Origin of the sequence: Pseudomonas sp. NBRC 111124, assembly GCF_001320245.1 — a bacterium.
Lineage (GTDB): Bacteria > Pseudomonadota > Gammaproteobacteria > Pseudomonadales > Pseudomonadaceae > Aquipseudomonas.
Window position 1 is genome coordinate 1 of sequence record NZ_BCBA01000052.1, and the last position, 12,422, is coordinate 12,422.

Annotated in this window: 13 protein-coding genes; 8 read left to right on the top strand and 5 right to left on the bottom strand. The window is 59.9% G+C overall.

The annotated features are described in order from the left end of the window. Nucleotides 1-27: 27 nt before the first annotated feature. The 3 genes from dgcA to APH28_RS19825 form a co-directional block, all read right to left on the bottom strand. Nucleotides 28-2,088 (bottom strand): dimethylglycine demethylation protein DgcA, encoded by a 2,061-nt coding sequence (gene dgcA, locus APH28_RS19815; RefSeq protein ID WP_060512226.1) that lies wholly within the window; start codon nucleotides 2,086-2,088, stop codon nucleotides 28-30. Nucleotides 2,089-2,103: 15 nt separating this feature from the next. Next, nucleotides 2,104-2,634: a DUF5943 domain-containing protein gene (locus tag APH28_RS19820; RefSeq protein WP_008091518.1), complete on the bottom strand. Its 531-nt coding sequence runs from the start codon at nucleotides 2,632-2,634 to the stop codon at nucleotides 2,104-2,106. Between the two features lie 76 nt (nucleotides 2,635-2,710). After that, the gene (locus APH28_RS19825; protein ID WP_009682902.1) at nucleotides 2,711-3,688 is read right to left on the bottom strand and encodes a dipeptidase; all 978 of its coding nucleotides are present in this window, start codon (nucleotides 3,686-3,688) and stop codon (nucleotides 2,711-2,713) included. A 285-nt stretch (nucleotides 3,689-3,973) separates the two neighbouring features. Between APH28_RS19825 and APH28_RS19830 the strand changes: the two genes are divergently transcribed. The 3 genes from APH28_RS19830 (at nucleotide 3,974) to APH28_RS19840 (ending at nucleotide 5,902) form a co-directional block, all read left to right on the top strand. After that, nucleotides 3,974-4,390 (top strand): lysozyme inhibitor LprI family protein, encoded by a 417-nt coding sequence (locus APH28_RS19830; protein ID WP_060512227.1) that lies wholly within the window; start codon nucleotides 3,974-3,976, stop codon nucleotides 4,388-4,390. Nucleotides 4,391-4,523: 133 nt separating this feature from the next. Then, nucleotides 4,524-5,216, top strand: a complete 693-nt coding sequence (locus APH28_RS19835; protein ID WP_060512228.1) for a hypothetical protein — start codon at nucleotides 4,524-4,526, stop codon at nucleotides 5,214-5,216. Between the two features lie 68 nt (nucleotides 5,217-5,284). Then, nucleotides 5,285-5,902, top strand: coding sequence for a hypothetical protein (locus APH28_RS19840; protein WP_060512229.1), 618 nt, complete (start codon nucleotides 5,285-5,287; stop codon nucleotides 5,900-5,902). 2 nt (nucleotides 5,903-5,904) lie between these two features. On the opposite strand, the gene APH28_RS19845 is transcribed toward APH28_RS19840, so the two are convergent. Beyond that, nucleotides 5,905-6,852 (bottom strand): GlxA family transcriptional regulator, encoded by a 948-nt coding sequence (locus APH28_RS19845; protein ID WP_060512230.1) that lies wholly within the window; start codon nucleotides 6,850-6,852, stop codon nucleotides 5,905-5,907. 144 nt (nucleotides 6,853-6,996) lie between these two features. On the opposite strand from APH28_RS19845, the gene choX reads away from it, so the two are divergent. From choX to APH28_RS19865, 4 genes are all read left to right on the top strand, one after another. Then, entirely contained in the window at nucleotides 6,997-7,941 is a 945-nt protein-coding gene (gene choX / locus APH28_RS19850; RefSeq protein ID WP_060512231.1) for a choline ABC transporter substrate-binding protein, read from the top strand. Nucleotides 7,942-8,068: 127 nt separating this feature from the next. Then, the gene (locus APH28_RS19855) at nucleotides 8,069-8,953 is read left to right on the top strand and encodes a 3-keto-5-aminohexanoate cleavage protein (protein ID WP_060512232.1); all 885 of its coding nucleotides are present in this window, start codon (nucleotides 8,069-8,071) and stop codon (nucleotides 8,951-8,953) included. Nucleotides 8,954-8,973: 20 nt separating this feature from the next. Further along, complete coding sequence (locus APH28_RS19860; RefSeq protein ID WP_060512233.1) at nucleotides 8,974-9,939, top strand: L-carnitine dehydrogenase; 966 nt, start codon at nucleotides 8,974-8,976, stop codon at nucleotides 9,937-9,939. A 10-nt stretch (nucleotides 9,940-9,949) separates the two neighbouring features. Beyond that, entirely contained in the window at nucleotides 9,950-10,417 is a 468-nt protein-coding gene (locus APH28_RS19865) for a thioesterase family protein (RefSeq protein WP_060512234.1), read from the top strand. Between the two features lie 96 nt (nucleotides 10,418-10,513). Here APH28_RS19865 and APH28_RS19870 read toward each other — a convergent pair whose 3' ends face one another. After that, nucleotides 10,514-11,782 carry a zinc-dependent metalloprotease family protein gene (locus APH28_RS19870; RefSeq protein WP_060512235.1) on the bottom strand — a complete coding sequence of 423 codons (1,269 nt, stop codon included), beginning with the start codon at nucleotides 11,780-11,782 and terminating at the stop codon, nucleotides 10,514-10,516. A gap of 369 nt (nucleotides 11,783-12,151) precedes the next feature. On the opposite strand from APH28_RS19870, the gene APH28_RS19875 reads away from it, so the two are divergent. After that, a complete protein-coding gene (locus APH28_RS19875) occupies nucleotides 12,152-12,409 on the top strand; it encodes a hypothetical protein (RefSeq protein WP_060512236.1) in 258 nt (85 codons plus the stop codon). The last annotated feature ends 13 nt before the right edge of the window (nucleotides 12,410-12,422 follow it).

A 12,422-nucleotide genomic window follows, 5' to 3' on the forward strand; every position in this document is an offset into this window, starting at 1 on the left:
AGGGGCCGGTGTGTGCCGACAGTGCGATCAGAAGTCCTTGCACAGGCGCAAGGCGTCGTAGATCGCCGCATGCACGTTGCGCTGGGCCACGCAGTCGCCGATGCGGTACAGCAGGTAGCCCTCGCCCGGCTGGCTGAGGATCGGCTGTGGCTTGATGGCGAACAGCGCCTCCACGTCGATCTGGCCTTTGTTGCGCGAGCCTTCCTTCAGTGCGTAGTACAGCTGCTCGTCAGGACGCACGCCGTTTTCCACCACCACCTGGTCGACCACGCGTTCTTCCTTGGCGCCGGTGTATTCGTTCTCCAGCACCGCCACCAGCTTGTCGCCTTCGCGGTAGACCTTTTCCAGCATCATGTCGCCGGTCATGATCACTTCTTTCGGGTACATGCTGCGGTAGTAGGTCGGGAAGGTGGTACCGCCCATGGCCACCCCCGGCTTGATGTCGTCAGTGACGATCTCGACCTGGCTGCCCTTGTCGGCGATGAAATCAGCCACCGACATGCCGGTGAATTCGCAGATGGTGTCGTACACCAGCACGTTCTTGCCCGGCGCGACCTTGCCGTCGAGCACATCCCAGCTGCTGACCACCAGCCCTTCGGCAGCGCCCCAGTGCTCGTTCTGCTCAAGGAACGAATGGCCCCCCACCGCCAGCACGATGACGTCCGGGCGCAGGTCCTGGATGGTCGCCACGTCAGCGGCGGTGCCCAGGCGCAGGTCGACCTTCAGGCGCGCCAGCTCCAGCTGGTACCAGCGGGTGATACCGGCAATCTGGTCACGTTGCGGTGCCTTGGCGGCGATGGTGATCTGCCCGCCGATCTGGTCTTTCTTCTCGAACAGGGTCACGTCGTGGCCGCGTTCGGCCGCCACGCGGGCCGCTTCCATGCCGGCCGGGCCGGCACCCACCACAACCACCTTGCGCTTGACCCCGGTGGTCTTCTCGATGATGTGCGGCACGCCCATGTATTCACGGGAGGTCGCGGCGTTCTGGATGCACAGCACATCCAGGCCCTGGTACTGGCGGTCGATGCAGTAGTTGGCACCGACGCACTGCTTGATCTGGTCGATCTGGCCCATCTTGATCTTGGCGATCAGGTGCGGGTCGGCCATGTGCGCACGAGTCATGCCGACCATGTCCACGTAGCCGCCTTCCAGAATGCGCGTGGCCTGGTTCGGGTCCTTGATGTTCTGCGCGTGCAGCACAGGGACCTTCACCACTTCCTTGATGCCAGCCGCCAAGTGCAGGAACGGCTCCGGCGGGTAGCTCATGTTGGGGATGACGTTGGCCAGGGTGTTGTGGGTGTCGCAACCCGAGCCGACCACACCGATGAAGTCGAGCATGCCGGTGGCGTCGTAGTACGCGGCGATCTGCTTCATGTCCTCGTGGCTGAGGCCATCGGGGTGGAACTCGTCACCGCAGATACGCATGCCCACGCAGAAGTCGTCACCGACTTCGGCACGCACGGCCTTGAGCACCTCCATGCCGAACTTCATGCGGCCTTCAAAGGTGCCGCCCCATTCGTCGGTACGCTTGTTGACCCGCGGGCTCCAGAACTGGTCGATCATGTGCTGGTGCACGGCCGACAGTTCCACGCCGTCCAGGCCGCCCTCTTTGGCACGCCGCGCGGCCTGCGCGTAGTTGCCGATCACGCGCCAGATCTCTTCCACCTCGATGGTCTTGCAGGTGGCGCGGTGCACGGGTTCACGGATGCCCGACGGCGACATCAGGGTCGGCCAGTTGAAGCCGTCCCAACGCGAGCGCCGGCCCATGTGGGTAATCTGGATCATGATCTTGGCGCCATGCTTGTGCATGGCATCAGCCAAGTTCTGGAAGTGCGGGATGATGCGGTCGGTCGACAGGTTGACCGAAGCCCACCATTCCTGCGGGCTGTCGATGGCCACGACAGACGAGCCACCGCAGATCGCCAGGCCGATACCGCCCTTAGCCTTCTCTTCGTAGTACTTCACGTAGCGGTCGGTGGTCATGCCGCCGTCAGTGGCGTAGACCTCGGCGTGCGCGGTGCTCAGTACACGGTTGCGGATGGTCAGTTTGCCGATCTGGATCGGCTGGAACATTGCTTCGAATGCCATGACGCTATCTCCGGCTTACAACGGCTTTGTAACGAACAGGCCATCTTCGTGGCCTTCTTCCGACCCGCCATAGACCTGTTCGGCCACGGTGCGGATCTTGCTGCCGCGGGCAGCGAGAATCTGGTCCATGGCGCCGGCGAACCAGCCGGTGAACATGTAGTCGACCTTGCGGCCGCACTTGCCATAGACGTACACGAACGCGGAATGCTTGAGCTTGACACTGCAGGTGCCTTTATCCAGGTCGATGTCCTGGATCTCGAAGAGGCCCCAGCCACGCTGGCTCAGCCGCTTCATGTAGTGCTCGAACACCGCCACGCCTTCCAGGCCATGGCATTCGGCTTCTTTTTCACACCAGTGCCAGGCGGACTTGTAGCCGGCCTTGTAGAGGATCTCGGCATAGGCGTCGGCGCCCAGCACTTCCTCGATGCCAATGTGGTTGTTGACGAAGAAATGGCGTGGCACATACAGCATCGGCAGGGCGTCGCTGGTCCAGACACCGGTCTCGCTGTCGACTTCGATTGGCAATTGCGGGGCGATCTTGGCCATGGAAACTCAACTCCATAAAATTTTTATGTGGGTGCCCCGGCGTTGCTGGCAGGGGCTATCAGGCTTGGAGAGCGGCTTACTCGCCCCAGACGTCCTTGAGGACGTTGACCCAGTTCTCGCCCATAATCTTGCGTACCACGCGCTCGGAATGGCCGCGCTTGAGCAGGGTCTCGGTGAGGTTTGGGAATTCGCCGACAGTGCGGATGCCCAGCGGGTTGATGATCTTGCCGAAGTTGGTCAGGCGACGGGCGTAGCCCTTGTCGTGGGTCAGGTACTCGAAGAAGTCCTGGCCGTGGCCCTGGGTGAAGTCGGTACCGATACCGATGGCGTCTTCACCGACGATGTTCATGGTGTACTCGATGGCTTCGGCGTAGTCGTCGATGGTCGAGTCGATGCCCTTGGCCAGGAACGGTGCGAACATGGTCACGCCGACGAAGCCGCCGTGGTCGGCGATGAACTTCAGCTCGGCGTCCGACTTGTTGCGCGGGTGTTCCTTCAGGCCCGAAGGCAGGCAGTGGGAGTAGCAGACCGGCTTCTTCGATTCGAGGATGACTTCCTCGGAGGTCTTCGAGCCGACATGGGACAGGTCACACATGATGCCGACGCGGTTCATCTCGGCGACGATCTCGCGGCCGAAGCCCGACAGGCCGCCGTCACGTTCGTAGCAACCGGTGCCGACCAGGTTCTGGGTGTTGTAGCACATCTGCACGATGCCCACGCCCAGCTGCTTGAACACATCGACGTAGGCGATCTGGTCTTCGAACGCATGGGCGTTCTGGAAGCCGAAGAGGATGCCGGTCTTGCCCAGTTCCTTGGCCTTGCGGATGTCGGCGGTGGTGCGCACCGGCATGACCAGGTCGCTGTTGTCGCGGATCAGCTTCTGGCTGGCAGCGATCTGGTCAACGGTGGCCTTGAAGCCTTCCCAGACCGACACCGTGCAGTTGGCCGCCGTCAGCCCGCCCTTGCGCATGTCCTCGAACAGCTCGCGGTTCCATTTGGCAATGATCAGGCCGTCGATGACGATGCTGTCGGCGTGAAGTTCGGCTGGGCTCATCAGGCTGTCCCCTTTTGTTGATTTGGGCCGCGCCGAATCTTCTGCCGGCGCTTTGGGGCCAGCATATGCCTGTGCCCAAAGGCGCCCCGATGCAAAAACGACAGGGGGTTTGCCGAAAGCGTCAATGCACGACATCGCGCCCTCTGGCACGCCGTCTGGCGATGAGAGACAGTCTCGATAACGACATCTCGCGCCGTTTCATGAACATTTCGTCAGGGAGCTATCGTCTTCTCTGCGGCTGAGCGAGAATCCAATCGATTCGTCAGCCTGTTAAGGAGAAAACGGATGAAATCAATGGCATGGCTGGTACTGCTGGCTGTCGTCTCGGGCGCCTACGCCGGCGAGGAAGAAAGCACCCCGTGCGATAACGTCGAGAGCGACCAGCAGACCTTCGCTTGCGCGGCATTCAACAAGCAGACCGCCGAGCGTGAACTGAAATCGGCCTACGACGACCTGATCCAGCGCATGCGCGATCAGTACGGTGACGAAGCCGGCCTACCCTCGCGGATAGAGGCTGCCGAAAAGATCTGGAGCCAACTGCGCGATGCCGATTGCAAAGTTGAAACCCACGCCGAACAACCGGGCAGCAAGGCCTTCCAGATCGCCTGGAACAGCTGCATTGCACAGCGCAGTGATGAACGATCGGAATATTTGCGCAGCCTGGGTGCGCAAAACAATGACGAGCCGGCGCCTGAAGACTGATCAAGACGCGGTGTGAAGGGGCAACGCCAGAGGAACAATATGCTGCTGATGGCGGCTGATTAGATTCTCGATAGTGCATCGGGACAACGTACTCGCAACGTGTGTCCATGAATTAACTATCGAGGACTGGAAAATGGCTGACATCAAAGTTGAAATGGAAAAAATCCGCAAAGAAGGCCAAGAGCGCGTAGCCGCTACCGGCCAGACCATCTGCATCTTTGCCGACAACGTACCTGCCGATATTGCAGAAGACATTCTGGCCGGCATGCGACTGATGACCGAACTGACCAACAAGAAGTTCGACAAGGAAACCCAGCAGCGCGAGTGGTACAACTTCTACAACGACGGCTTGATCAAGTTCGGCTGGACCATGACTGGCGCGGCGCATGCCGAAGATGCAATCGATGAAGACAACCTGACCCTGGCAGAACTCATCACCAAGTCCATCACCATCAGTGTCGCCCGTGACCCTCGTCGCTCCGCATGTGCCAAGCGTGTTCTGCAAGTCATCGTGCAGAAGCCGGAAGTCAAGGCGCACCTTGAAAAGCACAGCCACAGTGAGTCCGGCAAGTCGAGCAACTTCATTGTGGCCCAGTGCGAAATGACGGCCCAGGGCCTGCCGGTGATGCACATGACCAGCTTCCAGGCCAGCTACGACTCGAAAGTCGAACGCGAAGGCGCTCTGACCCGCAAAGTCGACAAAACCTCGACCCGCGTCTATCGCGCATCGCAACAAGGCACCTTCAGCGTGCGTCACTTCAACGCTGCGCGCGACCTTGTGAACGAGAAGATCAAAGGCGACATCGCCTCGTTCCTTGCCATCTAAAGGATGATCCTGGGTATCAGGCGTTGCCTGGTACCCAGTTTTGATCATGCTTCAAGGAGCAAAACCTTATGAACGATACCGGTCTTGGCACGCGAATATTCGAAGAGCGGCTGAGAATCAAACCCGCCCCATGGTTGAGCCTCGAAACATGGGAAGACTTACAGCTATGCCTACGCTATTCACAGGCGATAGCTAATGAAAAATACTCGATGGAGACTCAACCCGAACAATGGTTCGCTGTTGTCCTCACGGCCTTGCAGTCACTGAAATTCAGCTTGCTTGGCCATACACACCAAAAGATCGACTATGAGCCACACCTGCACGCGTTAAGCGACGTATACAGTGGCTATCTTCCCCCGCTACGGGAAAAGGGGCCTTGGTTCAAGAGCCTTGAAGAAAACGTGCAAGCTGCGTTGCAGTCGTCTGGGAAGCACACGTTCGCCGTGATGAACGCTTCTTCGCATCTGAGCATCGAAATGGACCATGAGGGTGATGAGGTTCCCGTTGCGATCCTGTTTTATGTGTACTGCGTCACCGCCCCCGAAGCGCCTACCCAGAAATTGAACCTCGTATTTGATCATCTGGGTGCACGCTTCAATTCGGATGCCTTCGCCCCGTTACGCGAAGACCTGCAGGCAAGGAACCGCGAAAAACTGAGGGAAATCCTCAAGCGTGAGCTGATTTGAAGCTATTTCGAACGGCCAAGGCGACGCTCTTCTCGTGGGCACCTTCCGAACTTGAGCTTGTAACGTCGCGTGAAATAAGAGGGCAGTTCAAAGCCACACGCAAGGCTGACTTCAGTCACCGTCATATCAGTCTGAGTCAGCAACTGACGCGCCTTGTCCAGCCGCAGCGCAAGATAAAAACTGCTCGGTGTTTCATTGAGGTGCATTCGAAACAAGCGCTCCAGCTGGCGCCGAGTGACCTTGACGGCGGCCGCCAGGTCCAGCGTACTCAGCGGTGGTTCGGTGTTTTTTTCCATTTCGCCAATGGCATGGACCAGCTTCTTGTTGCTGATACCGTAGCGTGCACCAATCTGCATGCGCTGATGGTCCTGGCGCTGACGAATACGACCCAACACGAACTGCTCAGACACCTTCACCGCCAGGTCGGCGCCGTGAGACTGCGCAATCAGGTGCAACATCAAATCGATCGAAGCAGTGCCGCCGGCACAGGTGATACGTGTGCGGTCAATCTCGAACAACTCCTGAGTCGCTTGCAGGCCGGGATAGCGCTCCTTGAACGCCTCGAGCGCCTCCCAATGCAATGTGGCGCGGTAACCGTCCAGCAGCCCCGCTTCGGCGAGCACCATCGCGCCTGTGTCGATGCCACCAAGCATCACAGCGTCGTGGTTAAGCCGACGCAACGCATGCAGCAGCTTTGGTACGGCATTGGCTAACGGCTCGAAACCCGCTACCACCAGCACGATGTTGGCCGGATCACCCTCCCCCAGCGCGGCATCGACATTGACTGACATGCCATTGCTTGCCAGCACTGCCTGACCGTCCAGGCTAAGCACCTGCCATCGGTATAACTGCCCCCCGAACCGATTGGCCACCCGCAGTGGTTCCACCGCCGAAATGAACCCCATGGCGGAAAACCCCGGTACCAAAAGAAAGGCAATCGTCTCCATCATCCCCTACTCCACCGAAACTGGTCGCCCTGGTGCTAATTCCTGTCGCCAGCGTGCGCTTGGCCAGGGTGCCGCCAGCGTAGCGTATTCACACGGTCCGCAGAGGCCGCCTTCAATAACAATATGTACTGCCGATGGAGAGCCACCATGCATCGCTTGATCCGCCGCAGCCTGTTGTCCCTTGCCCTGAGCAGCATCGTCGCAACCCCGCTTTACGCCGCCGAGCCCGCGGTCTGCAAAAACGTACGCCTGGGCGTGGTCAACTGGACCGATGTCATCGCCACCAGCGCCATGGCCCAGGTGCTGCTCGATGGCCTGGGTTACCAGACCAAGCAGACCAGCGCCTCGCAGCAGATCATCTTCGCGGGTATCCGCGACAAGCGCCTGGATATGTTTCTGGGTTACTGGAACCCGATCATGACCCAGACCATTACCCCGTTCATCGACGCCAAACAGGTCAAGGTCCTCGAAAAAGCCAGCCTGGAGGATGCCCGAGCGACCCTCGCCGTGCCGAAGTACCTCTATGACAAAGGCCTGAAGACCTTCGCCGACATCCACAAGTTCGAGAAGGAGCTAGGCGGCAAGATCTACGGCATCGAACCCGGCTCCGGTGCCAACACCCAGATCAAGGCCATGATCACCAAAAACCAGTTCGAGCTGGGCAAGTTCCAGCTGGTCGAGTCCAGCGAAGCCGGCATGCTCGCCGCCGTCGATCGCGCCGTACGGCGCAAGGAAGCGGTGGTGTTCTTCGGCTGGGCGCCGCACCCGATGAACGTGAACATCGACATGGCCTACCTCGGCGAGAGCCAGGACGCCCTGGGCCCGGACGAAGGCCGTGCCACGGTATGGACGGTGACCGCGCCGGACTACGCCGAACGCTGCCCCAACGCCCACCGCCTGCTGGCTAACCTGAAATTCAGCGCCGAGGACGAGAGCCGCATGATGCAGCCGCTGCTCGACCACAAGGACGCACTTGAGTCGGCCCGCCAATGGCTCAAGGACCACCCCGAGGACAAGGCCCGCTGGCTTGAAGGTGTGACTACCTTTGATGGCAAGCCAGCCGCTGAAAACCTCAAGCTCACCGCCAACTGATCCGGCCCCTTCGCGGGGCAAGCCCGCTCCTACACAGGTTACGCGCAAGCCAGGGGCACTTCGGTCCCCTGTAGGAGCGGGCTTGCCCCGCGAAAGGGCCCGCACAGACAACCCAAGGAACCACGCCATGAACCACGACGTCATCATCACCTGCGCCCTCACCGGCGCTGGCGACACGGTCGCCAAGAGCCACCTGGTCCCGGTCACCCCGAAACAGATCGCCGAAGCCGCCATTGAAGCCGCCAAGGCCGGCGCCACCGTGGTCCACTGCCATGTCCGCGACCCGCAGACCGGCCGTTTCAGCCGTGACGTGGCGCTCTACCGCGAAGTCATGGAGCGCATCCGCGAAGCCGACGTCGACGTCATCGTCAACCTCACCGCCGGCATGGGCGGCGACCTGGAAATCGGCCCAGGTGAATCGCCAATGGAATTCGGCCCCGGCACCGACTTGATCGGCCCACTGGAGCGCTTGGCCCACGTTGAAGCCCTGCTGCCTGAAATCTGCACCCTCGACTGCGGCACCCTCAACTTCGGCGACGGTAACGCCATCTACGTCTCGACCCCGGCACAACTGCGCGCCGGTGCCAAGCGCATCACCGAACTGGGTGTGAAAGCCGAGCTGGAAATCTTCGACACCGGCCACCTGTGGTTCGCCAAGCAGATGATGAAAGAAGGCCTGCTCGAAGACCCGCTGTTTCAGCTGTGCCTGGGCATCCCATGGGGCGCACCGGCTGATACCACCACCATGAAAGCCATGGTCGACAACCTGCCAGCCAACGTCACCTGGGCCGGCTTCGGTATCGGCCGCATGCAGATGCCGATGGCCGCGCAAGCTGTGCTTCTAGGCGGCAACGTGCGGGTGGGTCTGGAAGACAACCTGTACCTGGACCGTGGCGTGCTGGCCAGCAACGGCCAGTTGGTGGAGCGCGCCGCCGAAATCATCACCCGCATGGGTGGACGCGTGCTCAGCCCGGCTGAAGGCCGGGAAAAAATGAACCTCAAGCGCCGCTGATCCCCCCTCAGGAGACCGATATGCCCTTCATCACCGAGATCAAGACCTTCGCCGCCCTGGGTAGCGGCGTGATCGGCAGCGGCTGGGTCGCCCGCGCCCTGGCCCATGGCCTGGACGTGGTCGCCTGGGACCCGGCCCCCGGCGCCGAGCAGGCCCTGCGCAAGCGCATCGCCAATGCCTGGCCGGCACTGGAGAAACAAGGCCTGACGCCAGGTGCATCGCAAGACCGGCTAAAATTCGTGGCCACCATCGAGGAATGCGTACGCGACGCCGATTTCATTCAGGAAAGCGCACCCGAGCGCCTGGACCTGAAGCTCGACCTGCACGCGAAGATCAGCGCAGCCGCCAAGCCCAATGCAATCATCGGCTCAAGCACCTCAGGCCTGCTGCCCAGCGAGTTTTACGAGTCATCCACTCATCCTGAGCGCTGCGTGGTCGGCCACCCGTTCAACCCGGTTTACCTGCTGCCGCTGGTAGAAATCGTCGGCGGAAATCGCACTGTCCCAGCGGCCATCGAGGCCGCCAAAACCATCTACACCGCCCTCGGCATGCGCCCGCTGCATGTGCGCAAGGAAGTCCCCGGCTTCATCGCCGACCGCCTGCTCGAAGCGCTGTGGCGCGAGGCCCTGCACCTGGTCAACGATGGCGTGGCCAGCACCGGCGAAATCGACGATGCCATCCGCTTTGGCGCCGGCCTGCGCTGGTCGTTCATGGGTACATTCCTCACCTACACCCTGGCCGGTGGCGACGCCGGCATGCGCCACTTCATGGCCCAGTTCGGCCCGGCACTGAAATTGCCCTGGACCTACCTGCCTGCACCGGAGCTGACCGACAAGCTGATCGACGATGTGGTCGAAGGCACTTCGCAGCAGTTGGGCGAGCGCAGCATTGCCGCGCTGGAGCGCTACCGTGATGACACACTGCTGGCCGTGCTGGAAGCGGTGAAAACCAGCAAGGCCAGCCATGGCATGGCGTTCGGCGATTGAGGAGCCCACGATGCCCGCACTGATCACCTACCGCACCCCGGTCCAGGAGGCCTGGGTCGACTACAACGGGCACCTGCGCGATGCCTTCTACCTGCTGATCTTCAGCTACGCCACCGATGCGCTGATGGAGCGCATCGGCCTGGACGAAGGCAGCCGCGGGCAGAGCGGCAACTCGCTGTTCACCCTGGAAGCGCACATCAACTACCTGCACGAGGTGAAACTGGGGACCGAGGTGTGGGTGCAGACGCAGATCGTCGGCTTCGATCGCAAGCGCCTGCACGTTTACCACAGCCTGCACCGGGCCGGGTTCGACGAGGTGCTGTCGGCAAGTGAGCAGATGCTGTTGCATGTGGACCTGGCGGGGCCGAGTTCAGCGCCGTTCAACGATATCAGTAGGCGCCTTCTGCAAGAATTGCTGGAGCAGGGGCGTGATCTTACCCCGCCAGAGTATGTAGGAAGGCGGATGCAACTGCCTTGAAAACGTAACTGCCTACTTCACACGAAGTAGGCAACCACTGGTACTGATCAAATTAGGCCACGTCATTCAAGCATCACCATCGCTCAGCCATAAGCGTCACTTGGGGCTAGCCAGTGGCGGATAGAAATCCTCGACAACCTGCCGACGCTCATTAAATCTTCTCGCGGCATCGTTATGGTATACCGTCCCCATCGGCACCCCTTGGTACTGCAAGCGAGGATTTGAAAAGTAGGGAATGGCGCCGTTTGTGCCGGTCATGATGGTCCGGAAGATCGGCGCCTCATCATGTTGATAGCCGTGCATGTACGGCGGATTGCGCTCAGGATCTCCGGGCTTCCACCCATGATTTACACCCAAATTATGGCCTAGCTCATGAGCCAAAGAGCTTGAACATGAGATGACCGAGTGGGCTTGGGCCTTGCTCGCAGTCAGCCACGCAAGGCCACAATACTGAGGCGCCGTTGAATACATCGACACCAAATCTGCTCCCAACGCTTCTCTTTGGGCTAACACCTTATCTGCAAACGGCTTTGCCAGGCGAAGATCATCGAGTTGCTGATTGTAGCTTCTGCCGGTTTCGTCATAGCCACCATCATAATAGCCCGCCAACTCGTAAGTTATCTGGACATCGCTACTTTTCATATACTGATTGGCATTATTCAGCGCGAGGGCCAAATCGGCCTTATAGTTTGGACTTAACGCTTTTCTCTGGTCAGTAACCACGAACATGACCCGGATTGTACTGTGCGCGGATTTGGCAATTTCCGACGCTTCAGGCGCTTGCGCAGCCACACCGCTGATGCGAGGCTCTGATTCCGGGGGAAGCTTCGATTCGTCAACTTTTACCAACACATGCAGCCCAGAGCCGATTGGCTGAAGGCGATAGTGCTGGCCGTCCAAGGTAAGGTCCCCAAGTACATTGTTGCCCTCTCGAACCAATGACAAGAAAAACATCGGATCATTGGCAATCTCTGCGGGGGAATCTGGATGTGCCTGCTTCCAAGCAGAAGGTGTGTAGCCTACCCAGCCGAAAATTTCTGGTGTGATGGCAGTGAAATCACGCAAATGAAACTGCACCGTTTTTTTGCCTGGCACACTGACTGTTAAATCTTCGTTGCGCTGGCTGACCAACTCAGGCGCCAGGCGCACAAAGGCCACCTCAGCAGCTGCCGGGTCAGCTGAAAGCCTGGCCAATTCGTTTGCGGAACTTCTGGGCAGCGAGTCATGACTCGGAGTTGGTGCTAGCACAAACAGCTGCGGGGGCGCGCTCAGGGCAGCGGCGGCTGCCGGTTTCTGGTCTGAACACCCCAATAACAAAATCAGCATTGTCGCTGCCAGACTTGTCTTAAAAGCTACCATGTTCATATTCCGCTCTGTGGGAAATAGTCCCCAGATCAGATCAGAAAACACAAAGTGTGGTCACCTATCAGAATTATCAGGTGGGTAGGTAGATACCGTCTGCGAAAGAGGCAAAAAATAACCCCGGAAAGCCGTGAGCATCCGGGGCCAAGAGCGAGCAACATCCACTGTGCATGAGTGAGGGTGACCAAACCCTCGTGGACCGTGAATGAATGCAGTCTGCTGGCTTCCCGGCCCCTGCAATTAGCCGGGAGCGACCTGTTCTTAGCCAAACCAGCCATTGCGACATTCTGCCCTTGCGAGCCTGTCGCTGCGGACACAGAATCGGTCGTAAATCACAGCAGCACTCTCTTCGCGATAAAAGGGACAACAGCCATGATGCATGCGGATTTGATAGACCAGGACGACCTAGCAGGCCACCTGCGCGCGCGCGGGTTCGACATTCCCGCTGGAGCCAGCGCCGAGCAGGCCTGCGAAGCAGTGGTGCGCGGGCTGACCGAGCCGAATGCGCGGGCGCTGAAGGGGATGGTGGAGCAGATGTATACCGGTAGCGCGACGATTCTGCCGGCGGTGCGCCAGGCCATCGACAGACAGCTGTTGCCGGCGCTAGCCCAATTCAACCGACGCGCTTAACCGACTTTTCCTG